The following is a 14,728-nucleotide window of genomic DNA, read 5'->3' as shown; positions in this document are numbered from 1 at the left end:
GTAAGCATCATCACCAATGGCGCCCATGGGTTGGGCTCTGGGCGGGGCTCAGGGCGCCGATGGGGGCAGGCCCTCGAGGAGCAACTGCTGGTGCACGGCAGTGGCCTGGCGCAGGGTCTCGATCCGGGCCGGATCCGTGGGCCGATCCAGCAGCGGTTGCCACCGGCCCAGCAGCTCAACGACCTGCAAGGGACCATCGAGATCCAAACAGGGGCAATCAAATCCATCGGCGGCCGACCGCACCTTGGGGTCATAGCTGAGGGCGGCAGTGGGGGCCCCCGAGAGAGCCGCCAGGATCAGGGCATGGAGACGCATCGCAATCACCAGCGACGCCCCCTCGAACAGCGCCATGGCCTCAGCCGGGCTGCCCGCCATCACGGTTTGGCTCCGGCGGGCCAGCGCCGGCGGCAGCCAGTCCCTGCGCTTCAGCTCCTCCAGCAGAGCAGCGTCCTGATCCTGATGAAAGGGAAGCCAGTGCACCGGCCGATCCGCCTGCTCCGCCAGCTGGTCGAGGGCCTCCAGCAGCCGGCGCCACTGGGCTTTCTCCAGCAGCGGGCTGAATCGCCAGCAGAGCAGGATCGGTCCACCGTCCCCCTGCCACTGGCCGAGGGGCAGCGCCCAGACCGGGTCGCTGCCGCTGGCGGCGCGCACCCCCCAGCGGGCCGCCAGGGCCGCCGAGGCAGGATCGCGCCAGCTGATCCCCGAGGCGAGGGGCAACACCAGCCGCACCAGCAGGCGGCTGCAGCGCCGATGGAGCGGGCCCAACCCCTGCGCCCAGAGCAGCACGGGCCGTCCCCGCAGGCGGGCGGCCGCGATCAGCAACGCGTAATAGACGAGGCTCCGGAAACTGGTGGCGTCCTGGAGCAGGCTGCCACCGCCAAGCACCAGGGCATCGCAACCGCTCAGGGCTGACAACACCGCCCTCAGGCGGCGGCGGGGGCAGGTGTCCACCCCGAAGCGGGATTGCACCTGGGCCTGGTCGTGGGCGGTGACCAGGGGCCGCTGATCGGGCGGAAGCTGGGCCAGCAGGGCCGCCAGCAGGGCGTCATCGCCAAGGTTGTGCTCGCCGTAATAGCCACAGAGCAGGGGCCGCATCAACAGGGGCGCATCAAAGCCGGGGCCGCAGCAGCCCCTCCGGCTCCGTACATTACGAACCACGGTCGGTGCGGGGCACCATGCACGCCCTTTCGGTACCCACCTGGTGGATCCACATCACTTCGGTGCTGGAGTGGGCCCTGGCGATGCTGGCGGTGCAGCACTGGGGGCGTCAGCGTCAGGAACCTGAGTGGACCTGGCTGGCCCTGGCGATGGTGCCGGCCCTGGTCAGCGCCATGGCCGCCTGCACCTGGCACCTGTTCGACAACGCCGCCGAACTCCAGGGGCTGGTGGTGTTCCAGGCGGCCACCACCTTGGTGGGCAATGGGGCCATGGCCGGTGCCGCCTGGCAGCTGATGCGGACCCGATGAATGAGCTTCTCAGCGGCCTGCTGCGCGACTGGGCCCGCTTCGATCCAGCCCCGCTGTTCGTGCTCTCCCTGGTGCCCTACCTGGCGTTCCTGTGGTGGGCCAGCCGCAGCGGCCGCTTTCCGCCCCTGGCCCTGCGGGGCTTTCAGATGACCCTGGTGTTCGTGGCGGTCACGATCGTGGCCGCCGTGGTGGCCCAGCAGACGTACGGCGCCCAGCTGGCCGATGTGGACCCCCTCCATGGCGGGGCTGAGGCCTTTTTGACCCTCAGCAACCTGCTGGTGCTGCTGGGGTTCAGTGCCCGCGCCAAATCCTGATCGATCCATGAACCGCCTTCGCTGCTTGGTGGTGGCCCTGACGGCCACGGGGCTGATGCTGACCCCAGCGGGCACGGGCGCGGGGGCCGCCTCAGTGCTGCGCGTGGGGGTGACCGATGGCTCCCAGCCCTGCAGCTACAGGCAGGACGACGTCTGGAAGGGGTTCGCGGTGGAGTTGTGGCAACAGCTGGCAAGCCGAGAAGGCCTGCCGTACGTGTTCAGCGCCTGGCCCTCCACTGCGGCCCTGCTGCAGGCCACCGATCGCGGTGTCATCGATGTGGCCGTGGGCTGTCTGAACATCTCCTCAGAACGGCTCAAGCGCTACCGCTTCAGCTTGCCGATCCAGGAAGGTGGCCAGTCGTTGCTGGTGCGCCGCGATCGACTGGCCCTCGGCCAGGCGATCGCGGCCGCCCTGTTGGCGCCGGACCTCCTGCAGCTTCTGGGTGGTTTTCTGGCGGCCATCCTGCTTGTCACCGTGGCCCTGTGGTGGGTCGAAGGGCACCGGTCCAACCCCGAAACCAAACGCAGGGGATGGCGGCGCAGTTTCGCCAAGGATTTCCAGATCCTGGCCACCGGGCCCGGCACCAACACCGTGGCCACCACCACGAGGGGCCACAGTTTGGTGCTGCTGAGTTATCTGATCCGCATCGTCGCGGCCTCGCTGCTGGTGAGCTATGTCACCGTGAACGTCGTGCGTGCCCCCCTTTCGGCCGGTGACGGGACCATCCGCACGTTTCGGGATCTGGGAGGCAAACGGGTGGCGGCCCGGCCCGGCAGCATTAGTGAGCAACTCCTGGTGGAGATCAATCAACTCGGTGCCCAGCCAACGATCAGGATCGTGCCCCTGTCGCGGGTGAGCGATGCAGGGCGACTGATCACGGGCGGGCTCGCCGATGCCGTACTGGCCGACGACCTGCAATTGGAGTATGTGCTCCAGGGACTGGATCGGAGCCGTCTCGAGTTGGTGATGCGGGGCATCCGTCCCGAGTCTCAGGCCTTTGCCTACAGCCCGGAGCTCCCAGGGTCGATCACCGACCGCATCGACCTGGCGATCAGCGCGCTCAAGGGGAGCGGCGCCGTGGCCAACCTGCGCCGCAGCGCCATCGCACCGGCCGGAAGTGCTCCTGGGCGATGAACAAGTCTTAAGCGCGCTTCACCACGCTGGGGAAGACCCGGAAGATGGGGCGTCGCTCCCCAATCCATGATCACACCTCTCCTGGCTATCGCCCCCGCCTCGCTTTCCTGGTCGCCGAAAGTGGCCCTGGTGATGATCGTCGCCAACGTGATCGCGATCGGCATCGGCAAGGCCACCATCCAGCAACCCAACGTGGGCGCCAAACTGCCCAACTCCGCCTTCTTCGGCGGCATGAGCCACGCTTCTCTGCTGGCCACCACCAGCCTGGGGCACATCTTCGGCATTGGCGCCATCCAGGGCCTGGCCGCCCGCGGCGTGCTCTGAATCCGGGCTCCCCGGCTGGCCTCAGCGCCAGCCCAATAGATCAGGCAGCGCCCGCAGCCCATAGCGCTCGAAGCGGTAATCAAACAGCAGGGCAGAGAGATCCTCTGCCCTGTTTTTGCGTTCAAGACCCCTCAGCAGCCCGTCGAGACGCCGGTCGGCCTGGGAATTCCTCAGGCCCAGCCAGGTGCGTCGCGCCAGGCGGCCGCTCAGACCCCAGCGCCAGCCCAGGGCCCGGCGCAGGCGTTTCGGATAGAGATCCATCAGATGGTCGGCCCGAGTCGGGTGCCGCAGGGCCTCGGCCAGCAACGGCGCCAGCACCTGGCTGCTGGTCATGGCGTGGCGAATGCCCTCGCCCCCCAACAGATTGGCGGTGCTGACGGCATCCCCCAGGGCCATCAGACGGCCGCGACGATGGCTCTCCCGGCGGCCGATGGTGCTGCGGATCAGGCCGCCATGGCGATCCAGCACCCGGTGGTCGCCCAGGCCCAATCGGCTGATCAGCCGCGCCAACAAGGGCCCCAGGGCCGGCTGGGGGCTCGCCGGATCCATCAAGCGGCACACACCCACCTTGAGCTGGCCCGGTTGCATTGGAAACACCCAGCCGTAGCCCTGGGGAACCCAGTCGGAGCCGAGGCAGAAGCTGAGCCGATCGGCCCAGGGCTGCCAGCGTTCCGGTGGCAGCTCAATCAGCCACTCCACCCCCAGCCCCTCCACCAGTGGATCGCGGCCGGGGGCTGGATCGCCGATCAGCCCTCGCTCCTGACCGGTGGCATCGACCACCCAATCACTGATCACCTCGGTGCGGCCTCCTCCAGGGAGACGCAGGCGCGTGCACATCCCGGCGGCGACGGGCTGGCAGCCCTGGGCGGTGGCTCCCAGCAGCAGATCAGCGCCCCAGCCGCGGGCTTCATCCGCGAGCCACTGGCGCAGGGCGCCGAACTCCAGCACCACCCCCAAAGGACGATCGGAAGCCCATCCGCGCCGCTGCTCTCCAGGCCCCAGCAGCTGCCACTGGCTCCAGCGACTCGCCACCACCTGGGCCGGAAGCTCCAGCCGTTCGATGGCCGCCAGGGGGAGGGCGGCGCTGCTGAAGGCCGCCTGGCTGAGGTCCGGCAAGCGGTCCACCAGCAACACCTCCACCTGGGCACGGGCCAGGCGCCGGGCCAGATCAGCTCCCCCTGGTCCGGATCCCACCACCAGCACCTGGCAGCGGAACGCTGGAGCCAGGTTCAAACGGCGAGAGGCTGACGGCGGATTGCGGCCCCGAAGCGCTCCAGGATGCGGTCGGCCATCTGCGGCGGTGTGAGCCCCAGGGCCTGCTTGCTCTGGTCCGGGCTGGCGTGGTCGACGAGTTGATCAGGGATACCGATGCGCAAGGTGGGCACAAGCACCTCCAGATCACTGAGAGCCTCCACCACCGCGGCACCGAAACCACCGGCCAGGGCGCCTTCTTCCATGGTCACCAGCCGACCGATGCGCCGGGCCATGGGAGCGATCAGGGCCTCATCGAGGGGCCGCAGGAAACGGGCATTGATCACCGAGGCCCTCACCCCCTGCTCCTGGAGGAGCCCAGCAGTGGCCATGGCCGGCGCCACCATGGACCCGTAGGCCACGATCAAGAGATCATCACCATCGGCGAGCTGCTCAGCCCGGCCGATCTCCAGGGGCTCCCAACCCTCCTCCATGAGCGGAACCCCTTCGCCCTCGCCGCGGGGGAAGCGGATCGCGCAGGGGCCGCTGTGCTGAATGGACGTCACCAACATGCGCTGCAGCTCGGCCTCGTCCTTGGGGGCCATGACCGTGAAGTTGGGGATGGCCCGCAGGTAGCTGATGTCGTACTGGCCCTGGTGGGTGGGGCCATCGGCCCCGACGATGCCCGCCCGATCGAGCACGAAGGTGACCGGCAGCTTCTGAATCCCCACATCGTGGATGAGCTGGTCGAAAGCACGCTGCAGGAAGGTGCTGTAGATCGCCACCACGGGCTTGAGGCCGGCGGTGGCCATGCCGGCGGCCATGGTGACGGCGTGCTGCTCGGCGATGCCCACGTCGAAGTACTGCTTCGGCAGGGACTTCTCCAGCAGATCGAGGCCCGTGCCGGTGGCCATGGCGGCGGTGATGCCGACCACAGTGGGGTCCTGCTCGCAGATCTTGACCAGGGTCTGGCCGAAGACCTTGCTGTAGCTCGGGGGCTTGGGCTTGCTGGAGGGGAAGGCCTTGCCGGTTTTCAGATCGAAGGCCGACTGGGCGTGGTAGCCCACCTGATCGGCCTCGGCGTAGGGGTAGCCCTTGCCCTTGGTGGTGGCCACATGCACCAGCACCGGCCCCTCGCTGCGATGGGCCGCCTGGAAGGTGCGCACCATCTCGGCGATGTTGTGACCATCGATCGGGCCCATGTAGGTGAAGCCCAGCTCCTCGAACACCGCGCCAACCTTCGGCACCGCTAACCGCTTCATGCTCTCTTTGAGGGTCTTGAGCTCGCTGGGGAGCTCCCCGTGCAGGAAGGGAAGGTGCTTGATCGCCTCCTCGGCGTTCCCGGAGAGGAATTGCACCGGCGGACTCAGCCGCATGCGGTTGAGGTAAGTGGAAAGGGCCCCCACCGGTGGGCTGATCGACATGTCGTTGTCGTTGAGGACCACCAGCAACCTGGTGTGGGGCAGGTGACCGGCGTGGTTGATCGCCTCGAGGGCCATGCCGCCGGTGAGGGCCCCATCGCCGATCACAGCCACGCACTTGAACTCCTCGCCCCGGCGGTCGCGGGCCAGGGCCATGCCCAGGGCGGCCGAAATGCTGGTGGAGGCGTGGCCGGCGCCGAAATGATCGAAACGACTCTCGGAGCGTTTGAGATAGCCCGCCACACCCGAGCGCTGGCGCAGGGTGTGGAATTGGTTGTAGCGGCCGGTGATCAGCTTGTGGGGGTAAGCCTGGTGCCCCACATCCCAGACCACCCGGTCGTGGTCGAGGTCAAGGGTTTGGTAGAGGGCCAAGGTGAGCTCCACCACCCCCAGACCAGGGCCCAGGTGACCGCCGCTGGTGGAGACCACCTCCAGATGTTTCTCGCGAATCTGGCGGGCGATCGCCTCGAGTTCAGCAACGCTGAGCCCATGCAACTGATTCGGATGGCTCAGCTCACTGAGATGCATGCGCGACCGTTCCGATTCAGTCAATCTAGGGCCTCTCTCAGGGGCCTCGGGAGCAAGAGTCACCGTTTCGAGAGGGAGTGACGGGCCCTTGGCACACTGGCGTGATGAGCGACTACCTGCAGCGGATCCTGAGGGCCAGGGTCTACGACGTGGCGATCGAATCTCCCCTCGATCCCGCCCCCAACCTCTCCGCCCGACTGGCCAACAAGGTGCTGCTGAAACGGGAAGACCTCCAGCCGGTCTTCTCGTTCAAGCTGCGCGGCGCCTACAACAAGATGGTGGGCCTCTCGGCGACCGAGCGCGCCCGGGGTGTGATTGCCGCCAGCGCCGGCAACCATGCCCAGGGGGTGGCCCTGGCGGCCCAGAAACTCGGCTGCACGGCCGTGATCGTGATGCCGGTCACCACACCGGAAATGAAGGTGCGTTCCGTGGCCGCCCGCGGCGCCGAGGTGGTGCTGCACGGCGACACCTATGACGCGGCCTACACCGAGGCCAGGCGCCTGGAGCTGGAGCGAGGCCTCAGCTTCATCCACCCCTTCGATGACCCCGAGGTGATCGCCGGCCAGGGCACGATTGGGCTGGAAATTCTTCGCCAGTGCTCCACCCCCCCCGATGCCATCTACGTGGCTGTGGGCGGCGGCGGGCTGATCGCCGGCATCGCCGCCTATGTGAAAAGCCTCTGGCCCCAGGTGGAGGTGATCGGGGTGGAACCCGTCGACGCCGATGCCATGACCCGCTCCCTGGCGGCGGGCGAGCGGGTCAGTCTTGAGCAGGTGGGCCTGTTCGCCGATGGCGTGGCCGTTCACCGGGTGGGGGAGCACACCTTCGCCCTGGCCCAGAAGTACGTGGACGCCATGGTGACGGTGAACACCGATGAGATCTGCGCAGCCATCAAGGACGTCTTTGAAGACACCCGTTCGATCCTCGAACCCGCCGGTGCCCTGTCGGTGGCGGGGCTGAAGGCGGATGTGCTGCGGCGGGGGCTCTTGGGCAAGACCCTGGTGGCCGTGGCCTGTGGCGCCAACATGAACTTCGACCGCCTGCGCTTCGTGGCCGAACGGGCCGAGCTGGGGGAGGAACGCGAGGCCATGCTGGCGGTGGAAATCCCCGAGCAGCCCGGCAGCCTGAGGCGCCTCTGCGAGGTGCTGGGTTCCCGCAGTCTCACGGAATTCAGCTATCGCATGGCCGATTCCCGGACCGCCCACATCTTCATGGGGGTGCAGATCAAGGGCCACGACGACAACCAACGCCTGGCGGCGGAGCTGGAGGCAGCCGGGTTCCCCTGCCTCGACCTGAGCGGCAACGAACTGGCCAAGCTGCACCTGCGCCACATGGTGGGGGGCCGGTTGCCGGTGGCGGAGGGGGCAGGCTCCGCAGGTGGGCAGGTCCAGGAACTTCTTTACCGTTTTGAGTTCCCTGAGCGACCCGGGGCCCTGATGGCCTTCGTCAACGCCCTGCACCCCAACTGGACGATCAGCATTTTCCATTACCGCAACCACGGTGCGGATGTGGGCCGGATCGTGGTGGGAGTGCAGGTGAGCGCCCTGGATCGCCAGGCCTGGGGCAGCTTCCTGGAGGGCCTCGCCTACCGCCACTGGGATGAGACCAACAACCCCGCCTACCGGTTGTTCCTCGGACCGAACTCCGCGCCCAGGCCCGCACTGGCCTGAGTCGGTTCGCCTGCGGTACGGTGCGGACCAGCCCTGCTGGCGCTGACCCATGCCCAGCGAATTCCTCTCCCTCCCGGCCCACCTCGAGGCGATCCTCTATCTGAAGGGGCGACCGTTGAGCCCCGGGGAACTGGCGGAGATCGCCGGCGTCGGCCGTGGGGACGTGGAGCTGGCCCTGATCACCTTGATGGCCGACTACGCCCACCGGGACACGGCCCTGGAGATCCGCCAGGAGGGCCCGCGCTTCAGCCTGCAGCTGCGCGAAAGCCTCGGGGATCTGGTGCAGAACCTGCTGCCGGTGGATCTCTCCACCGCCTCCCTGCGCACCCTGGCCACGATCGCCCTCAAGAAACGCCTGCTGCAATCGGAGCTGGTGGAACTCAGGGGCTCTGGGGCCTACGACCACATCAAGGAGCTGCTGGCCCAGGGGTTCATCGAGCGCCGTCGGCAGAGCGACGGTCGCTCCTCCTGGCTCACATTGAGCGAAAAATTTCACCGCACCTTCGCCATCAAGGCCGACGACCCCAAAGGCCAGGCCCCTGCGGCCCCAGAAGCCTCGGTGTCCGCTGAACAGGGCCAACCCCAGACCCTGGACGCCGAAGCCGTCCAGGAAAGGCTTGAGGGCCTGCACGATTGGGCGAAGGCTGCATAGAGTCGGATGACATTGGATCGCGCCCCATGGAAGCCCTGAGCCTTTTGCTCAACGTGCTGGCCCAGACATTGAGCATCTACACCTTGATCCTCTTGGTTCGGGTACTGCTCAGTTGGTTCCCGAATCTCGATTGGAGCAACCCGGTGCTCTCGACGGTGAGCTCGATCACCGACCCTTACTTGAATGCGTTCCGGGGCCTGATCCCGCCCCTGGGGGGACTTGATCTCTCGGCGATCATCGCCTTCATTGCCCTCAACGTGGCGCAGTCCTTGTTGGGGGGGCTGAGTGCCTCCCTGATCGGCGGCGGCCTCGGCTAGTTCTCATGTCCGATCAGGCTGCCCAGCCGCGAGCCGCAGGATGGGGCTCCCCCCGTTCTGTGGATAGCAAAGTCTTTGACATCGACCCTTTCCTCATCAGCGGCTGAGATTCAAGCCGCCTGATCGAGTTGACGAACAGCCATGCGATCCACCCAGGATCCGCGCATGTAATCATCGAGGAAAGTGCCCTTTTTCAGAGGACCTTCGCTGAAGACCAGTCCAAAAAAGGTGATGCTTGAACTGGACTGCGTCCAGCATGCATGAGCCAGAAGTTTCACGCCTTCATGCTGAAAGGGATGTTGAATGAACAGCAACCCCGGCGAATCGATCTGAATGAGCTTCCTGCCAGGCAGGGTCAGGCAAGCTCCACCGGCACTGAGGTCCCAGACCTCTCCGTGATGAACCCCACCTCTTTGGAGATGGAACTCATAAGCCAGGCCCACTGAACTGGGCATCGGATTGCGCTTGTGACGCCTTGGGTGGCGCTGACTGGAATCAGTCATGGGGACCAACCGATGGTCAAATCTTGATGGTCCATCCTGCTCTCAAGATCCTCTCCGTCATTATTTGCCCCCAGAAGGCCTTGCGCAAGGGCACATCAGATGATGTCGGGCCTCCTTGGATTTAAGGCGCGCCCGTTCCAACTGCATCGTTGAGCTGCGCTGGTTGTGGTTCTGCGCCAGAGCTTTCGACTTGTGATCGGCACAGCTGGATCCAGCCTGGGAACTGTGCCTGGACAAGGGCCTCACCACGAACTAAGCAACGCCTTGGCCGGGAGTGCGGCAGCGAAGGTTGCATCGCTTTGATTGGCTTCAAGGACCTGCTGAGCCTGACGGGCTCAGCGCGAATCGTCAGCTGAACAGTCTCCTGGCCAATCACAACTAAGTCGGTGGAGCCTCGATCGCTCCGCCCATCAGCTGCTCCTCGAGCGGCAGCAGCTCATCATCGGCGCCCGCCCTGCGGCGCACCGGGGCGCTGAAACCCCGGGCTTTGACGTTGCTGAAGCGGAACGGCCCCGGGGTGCCAGGGGGCACCGCCAGCCGCAGGGCGAATTCCGATTCGCCGGGGGGCACATCACCGATGGAGCCCACCCGTGAGCGGTTGGGCAGCACGGGTTCGCCGCTGGCATCAAGGATCAAGGCAAAGACATCGGTGTCGACCACCGGGCGAGAGCCTGGGTTGAACACCTGCCCGCGCAGGGCATAACAGCGGGCCTCCGTCTCGCGGCGAAGCTCCGGCTGGGTCCCCACATCGTTGGCCGGACAAGGCTCCAGGGTGACACCGCTCACCCGGAGATCGGCGGCAGCCACTGGCGCCGCCTGCCCCAGGACCACCATCAAGACAAGGCTCAGGGTCACCAGCCAAGCCAGGGTGGACAGGTGCAAGCTCCTGAGGCGGGCCAGGAGCGCGGCGGGGGCGACCGAGAGCATGGGGTCGATCAGAACAGGGGCCGCTCTGCCCCGCCACTGGCGCGCTCGCCAGCGGAATTGCTCGAATCCGACGATTCCGGATTCAGGTAGGAGGGAAACGATTCCGGGAAGGCATAGTCCTTATCGAGGAAGAGCCGACAGCAGGCTTCGACCACTTTGGAATCGAACAATCGATGTTTCCCCTGTTCGATCAAATCAAGCGCCGCGTCCAGGCCTGGGGCGTCCCGATAGGGCCGCTCGCTGACCATCGCCTCCACCGTGTCGGCCACCGCCAGGATGCGGGCGGCCTGGCAGATGGCCTGGCCCTTGAGCCCATGGGGATAGCCACTGCCGTCGAGCCGCTCATGGTGCTGGAGCACGGCCAGGTTCATCGACAGCGGCAGGGGGATGTTGCGCAGCACCGCATAGCCGGTGAGGGGATGGCCGGTGACGGCGGCGAGTTCAGAGATCGACAATTCCCGGGGCTTGCTGAGGATGTCGATGGGAAGGGCGATCATGCCGATGTCGTGGAGTAATGCTCCAACACGGATGCTCAAAGCATCCTGGGAATTGAGCCCTAGTTCGATCGCGAGGGCGGCTGAAAGATCCGCCATCCGCTGCGAATGAACGTAGGTGACGCTGTCGCGCGCTTCCAGGACCGCCAACAGGGCGCATAACGTACCTTCGAGTCCTCCGAGGACATCGAAACCTCGCTCAGAGGGGAGCGCCAGCAGCGGTTCCAAGAAATCAATACGTAGTGCCAATCCTAAGTGTCAACGGTGATCGCCGCTACCGGAGATGGCGTCGCGGGCGGCGCGATCGGCCAGTTTGCTCAGGTTGGCCTGGCCGATCTCCTCGAGGCTGAAGCCCAGCTCGCTCGCCAATTGGGCCACATACCAAAGGACATCCCCCAGCTCCAGCTTGAGTCCGTCGAGCACCGAGGCATCGAACACCCCCTGTCGATCCCGCAGCACCTTCTTGACCTTATCGGCCACCTCACCCGCCTCACCGCAAAGGCCGAGGGTGGGGTAGATGGGGTTGGAGCCCACCTCGGGGTAACGGGCGGTCTGGCGCGCCTGGCGCTGATAGGCGTCAAGATCCATAGGGAGGTGATGGCAGCAAAGGCCTCGCCGGATGGTAGTTTCCGCAAAATCCTTTGGCCCTTCTGATGGCCCAGCCCGATCTGACGCGGCGCACAAAGATCGTGGCCACCATCGGCCCCGCCACCGAGTCCGCCGAGCGGCTCAAGCAACTGGTTCTGGCGGGCGCCACCACCTTCCGGCTGAACTTCTCCCATGGCGACCACGCCGACCACGCGGCCCGGATCGTCACCATCCGCCAGGTGGCGGCCGAGCTGGGGATCCATATCGGCATCCTTCAGGATCTCCAGGGCCCGAAGATCCGCCTGGGGCGCTTCGAATCCGGCCCGATCACCCTGGCCAGCGGCGACCCTTTCAGCCTCACCTCCCGTGAGGTGGCCTGCAACCAGTCGATTGCCACGGTCACCTACGACAAGCTGGCCGAAGAAGTGGTGGAAGGCTGCCGGATCCTCCTCGATGACGGCCGGGTGGAAATGGTGGTGGAGTCGATCGACCAGCCCCAGCAGACACTCCACTGCCGCGTCACCGTTGGCGGGGTGCTCTCCAATAACAAAGGCGTCAACTTCCCCGACGTTCAGCTCTCGATCCGGGCGATGACCCCCAAGGATCGTGAGGATCTGGCCTTCGGTCTGGCCCAGGGCGTGGACTGGGTGGCACTCAGCTTCGTGCGCAATCCCTCCGACATGGAGGAGATCCGTGATCTGATCCGCAGCCATGGCCACACCACCCCGGTGATCGCCAAGATCGAGAAATTCGAAGCGATCGATCAGATCGACGCGATCCTCCCGCTCTGTGACGGCGTGATGGTGGCCCGGGGCGATCTGGGGGTGGAGATGCCCGCCGAAGAGGTGCCGCTGCTGCAGAAGGAACTGATCCGCAAGTCCAACAGCCTGGGGATCCCGATCATCACGGCAACCCAGATGCTCGACAGCATGGCGAGCTGCCCCCGGCCCACCCGCGCCGAGGTGAGCGATGTGGCCAACGCCATCCTCGATGGCACCGACGCCGTGATGCTCTCCAACGAGACCGCCGTCGGCGACTACCCGGTGGAGGCGGTGGCGACCATGGCCCAGATCGCCCGGAGAATCGAGCGTGATTACCCCCTGCGCACCCTCGACAGTCACATCGCCAGCACCATTCCCAATGCCATCAGCCAGGCCGTCAGCAGCATCGCCCGCCAGCTCGGTGCGGCGGCGATCCTGCCCCTCACCAAGAGCGGCTCCACCGCCCGTAATGTGAGTAAGTTCCGGCCGGCCACCCCGATCCTGGCGATCACCAGTGAGGAGAAAGTGGCGCGGCAATTGCAGCTTGTCTGGGGGGTGAACCCGTTGTTGATCCTCGCCCAGGACTCCACCAGCGGCACCTTCTCCCAGGCCATGGATGTGGCGCAGGACCTGGGCCTGCTGCAGGAAGGGGATCTGGTGGTTCAGACCGCCGGCACCCTTACCGGCGTCAGCGGCTCCACCGATCTGGTCAAGGTGGGCATCGTCGCGTCGGACAACAGCGCCACCTGGGCCTAGCCCGTGGCCGTCCAACTCCCCCTGCGGGAAACGGTGTCCATGGCCCTCAGCACCCTGAGGGCCAATCGGCTGCGAAGCCTGCTCACCATGCTGGGCATCGTGATCGGCAACGCCTCGGTGATCACCTTGGTGGGGGTGGGCACCGGGGCCCAGAACCTGGCTGAGGGTCAGCTCAACACCCTTGGCGCGAACGTGCTGTTCATCGTGCCCGGCAACAACGACACGCGCCGCCAGGGGATCGACACCCCCAAGACCCTGGTGTTGGAAGACGCGGAGGCGATTGCCCAGCAGGTGCCGAGCATTCGGCGGGTGGCACCGCAGGTGACCCTCAACGAGGTGGTGCAGGCCGGCTCCAACACCGCCAATGCCACCATTTCCGGAATCACCCCTGATTTCCTGAGTGTGCGGCGTTTCGACGTCGCCCAAGGCCGATTCCTGACTGAGAAAGACCTTCAGTCGGCCCGCAACGTGGCCGTGATCGGCCCCGATCTCCGCGACAAGCTGCTGCCCTCCGGAGGCTCCTCCATCGGCCGCAGCATCCGCATCCGCGATCAGGCCTTCGAGGTGATCGGCGTCATGGCGCCAAAAGGTGGCGCCTTCGGCTCCAACCCCGATGAGGCCGCTTACATCCCTCTCACCACCATGGTGAGCAAGCTCAGTGGCCGCGACCCCAGCTTCGGGGTGACCCTGAGTTTCATCAGTGTGGAAGCCCGCGACGAAGCCAGCACCAACGCGGCCAAATTTCAGATCACCAACCTGCTGCGCCAGCGGCACAAGATTCTTCGCGAAGACGACTTCGCCGTACGTTCTCAAAAGGACGCCCTGGCGATCGTGGGCACCATCACCGGCGGCCTGACCCTGATGCTGGCGGCCATCGGTGGGGTGTCGCTGCTGGTGGGCGGTATTGGAATCATGAACATCATGTTGGTATCGGTGAGCGAACGCACCGAGGAGATCGGGTTGCGCAAGGCGGTGGGGGCGCGCAGCAGCGATGTGCTGCTGCAGTTCCTGGTGGAGTCCTTGGTGCTGGCGGTCCTCGGTGGGGTCATCGGCAGCGCGGTGGGCCTGACGGCCATAGCTGGCGTCAGCCGTTTCACGGCGCTGCCCGCGGCAATCAGTGCCGGCAGTGTTCTGTTCACCGTCGGGCTTTCCGGATCGATCGGCCTGTTCTTCGGTGTGGTGCCCGCCCGCCGGGCGGCCCGGCTGGATCCGATCACGGCTCTGCGCAGCCTCTGATCGGAGCTCGGGCCTGGTGTGACGCCGCGCTGCCGGAATCCCTTGAGAAACCCTTAAGAAGTTGAAACCGTCAAACTCGTCACCAAGCATGTTCAGCCTTGGTGGCTAGATGGTCGAACCCTGATGAGGATCATCCCTTGGCGCTGCTTTCGTGCGGTTATCGCAACTCCAGCGACCGCATGGTGATCATCCGCTGCTGCGGGCCCCAGGAGTTCTACCTGGAACGGGTGGTCTTTCCCTTCGAACTGCTGAGCTTCAATGCACCCGAAGGCTGCGTGGTGGAAATCTGGACCTACGACCTGGGAGGGCCCAGCCTGCTGGAATCCCTCGAGGCGGTGGATCTGACGATCGAAGCACCGGAGAGCGAAGCCCCCAGCCTTGAAGAGAGTGTCAGTGGCGAAGTGGTGGGCGGACTGCGGAGCTGATCGAGACCAGCCCACCACAG

Annotated in this window: 16 protein-coding genes and 1 pseudogene; 10 read left to right on the top strand and 7 right to left on the bottom strand. The window is 66.0% G+C overall.

Annotation, left to right across the window (positions count from 1 at the left end; all coding sequences use genetic code 11):
• Nucleotides 1-48: 48 nt before the first annotated feature.
• Nucleotides 49-1,095 (bottom strand): polysaccharide pyruvyl transferase CsaB, encoded by a 1,047-nt coding sequence (gene csaB / locus KBZ13_RS05985; protein ID WP_255007394.1) that lies wholly within the window; start codon nucleotides 1,093-1,095, stop codon nucleotides 49-51.
• A gap of 80 nt (nucleotides 1,096-1,175) precedes the next feature.
• On the opposite strand from csaB, the gene KBZ13_RS05980 reads away from it, so the two are divergent.
• The 4 genes from KBZ13_RS05980 to psaK all read left to right on the top strand — a co-directional run bounded on the left by KBZ13_RS05980 (nucleotide 1,176) and on the right by psaK (nucleotide 3,239).
• On the top strand, nucleotides 1,176-1,466 hold the full coding sequence (locus tag KBZ13_RS05980; RefSeq protein ID WP_255007393.1) for a DUF2499 domain-containing protein: 291 nt from the start codon (nucleotides 1,176-1,178) through the stop codon (nucleotides 1,464-1,466).
• Nucleotides 1,463-1,780: a DUF3593 domain-containing protein gene (locus tag KBZ13_RS05975; protein ID WP_255007392.1), complete on the top strand. Its 318-nt coding sequence runs from the start codon at nucleotides 1,463-1,465 to the stop codon at nucleotides 1,778-1,780. The genes KBZ13_RS05980 and KBZ13_RS05975 overlap by 4 nt, the downstream gene beginning before the upstream one ends.
• A 7-nt stretch (nucleotides 1,781-1,787) precedes the next feature.
• Nucleotides 1,788-2,915: a substrate-binding periplasmic protein gene (locus tag KBZ13_RS05970; RefSeq protein WP_255007391.1), complete on the top strand. Its 1,128-nt coding sequence runs from the start codon at nucleotides 1,788-1,790 to the stop codon at nucleotides 2,913-2,915.
• A gap of 66 nt (nucleotides 2,916-2,981) precedes the next feature.
• Nucleotides 2,982-3,239 (top strand): photosystem I reaction center subunit PsaK, encoded by a 258-nt coding sequence (psaK, locus tag KBZ13_RS05965; protein ID WP_255007389.1) that lies wholly within the window; start codon nucleotides 2,982-2,984, stop codon nucleotides 3,237-3,239.
• A 21-nt stretch (nucleotides 3,240-3,260) separates the two neighbouring features.
• Here psaK and KBZ13_RS05960 read toward each other — a convergent pair whose 3' ends face one another.
• Complete coding sequence (locus tag KBZ13_RS05960) at nucleotides 3,261-4,472, bottom strand: NAD(P)/FAD-dependent oxidoreductase (protein WP_255007388.1); 1,212 nt, start codon at nucleotides 4,470-4,472, stop codon at nucleotides 3,261-3,263.
• Entirely contained in the window at nucleotides 4,469-6,379 is a 1,911-nt protein-coding gene (gene dxs, locus KBZ13_RS05955; RefSeq protein WP_255007386.1) for a 1-deoxy-D-xylulose-5-phosphate synthase, read from the bottom strand. The genes KBZ13_RS05960 and dxs overlap by 4 nt, the downstream gene beginning before the upstream one ends.
• A gap of 104 nt (nucleotides 6,380-6,483) precedes the next feature.
• Between dxs and ilvA the strand changes: the two genes are divergently transcribed.
• The 3 genes from ilvA to KBZ13_RS05940 are packed head-to-tail and all read left to right on the top strand — an operon-like array spanning nucleotide 6,484 to nucleotide 9,018.
• Nucleotides 6,484-8,049, top strand: coding sequence for a threonine ammonia-lyase, biosynthetic (gene ilvA / locus KBZ13_RS05950; RefSeq protein WP_255007385.1), 1,566 nt, complete (start codon nucleotides 6,484-6,486; stop codon nucleotides 8,047-8,049).
• 49 nt (nucleotides 8,050-8,098) lie between these two features.
• Nucleotides 8,099-8,701: an SMC-Scp complex subunit ScpB gene (scpB, locus tag KBZ13_RS05945; protein ID WP_255007383.1), complete on the top strand. Its 603-nt coding sequence runs from the start codon at nucleotides 8,099-8,101 to the stop codon at nucleotides 8,699-8,701.
• A gap of 26 nt (nucleotides 8,702-8,727) precedes the next feature.
• A complete protein-coding gene (locus KBZ13_RS05940) occupies nucleotides 8,728-9,018 on the top strand; it encodes a YggT family protein (RefSeq protein ID WP_255007382.1) in 291 nt (96 codons plus the stop codon).
• Nucleotides 9,019-9,128: 110 nt separating this feature from the next.
• On the opposite strand, the gene KBZ13_RS05935 is transcribed toward KBZ13_RS05940, so the two are convergent.
• The 4 genes from KBZ13_RS05935 to KBZ13_RS05920 all read right to left on the bottom strand — a co-directional run bounded on the left by KBZ13_RS05935 (nucleotide 9,129) and on the right by KBZ13_RS05920 (nucleotide 11,530).
• A complete protein-coding gene (locus tag KBZ13_RS05935) occupies nucleotides 9,129-9,521 on the bottom strand; it encodes a PilZ domain-containing protein (protein ID WP_255007381.1) in 393 nt (130 codons plus the stop codon).
• Between the two features lie 378 nt (nucleotides 9,522-9,899).
• A complete protein-coding gene (locus KBZ13_RS05930; protein WP_409995623.1) occupies nucleotides 9,900-10,355 on the bottom strand; it encodes a hypothetical protein in 456 nt (151 codons plus the stop codon).
• A gap of 101 nt (nucleotides 10,356-10,456) precedes the next feature.
• The gene (locus KBZ13_RS05925; RefSeq protein WP_255007734.1) at nucleotides 10,457-11,092 is read right to left on the bottom strand and encodes an HD-GYP domain-containing protein; all 636 of its coding nucleotides are present in this window, start codon (nucleotides 11,090-11,092) and stop codon (nucleotides 10,457-10,459) included.
• Nucleotides 11,093-11,200: 108 nt separating this feature from the next.
• Nucleotides 11,201-11,530, bottom strand: a complete 330-nt coding sequence (locus tag KBZ13_RS05920) for a nucleoside triphosphate pyrophosphohydrolase family protein (RefSeq protein WP_255007379.1) — start codon at nucleotides 11,528-11,530, stop codon at nucleotides 11,201-11,203.
• Nucleotides 11,531-11,595: 65 nt separating this feature from the next.
• On the opposite strand from KBZ13_RS05920, the pseudogene pyk reads away from it, so the two are divergent.
• From pyk to KBZ13_RS05905, 3 genes and pseudogenes are all read left to right on the top strand, one after another.
• Nucleotides 11,596-13,023 (top strand): annotated as a pseudogene (gene pyk / locus KBZ13_RS05915) (pyruvate kinase); the annotation flags it as partial.
• A 27-nt stretch (nucleotides 13,024-13,050) separates the two neighbouring features.
• Nucleotides 13,051-14,283, top strand: a complete 1,233-nt coding sequence (locus tag KBZ13_RS05910) for an ABC transporter permease (RefSeq protein WP_255007377.1) — start codon at nucleotides 13,051-13,053, stop codon at nucleotides 14,281-14,283.
• Nucleotides 14,284-14,420: 137 nt separating this feature from the next.
• Nucleotides 14,421-14,708, top strand: a complete 288-nt coding sequence (locus tag KBZ13_RS05905; RefSeq protein ID WP_255007376.1) for a DUF1830 domain-containing protein — start codon at nucleotides 14,421-14,423, stop codon at nucleotides 14,706-14,708.
• Nucleotides 14,709-14,728: the final 20 nt, after the last annotated feature.

The sequence above is a fragment of the Cyanobium sp. ATX 6F1 genome, assembly GCF_024346315.1.
Lineage (GTDB): Bacteria > Cyanobacteriota > Cyanobacteriia > PCC-6307 > Cyanobiaceae > ATX-6F1.
Note: the sequence above shows the minus strand (reverse complement) of the source record. Positions and strands in the feature narration are given on the sequence as shown.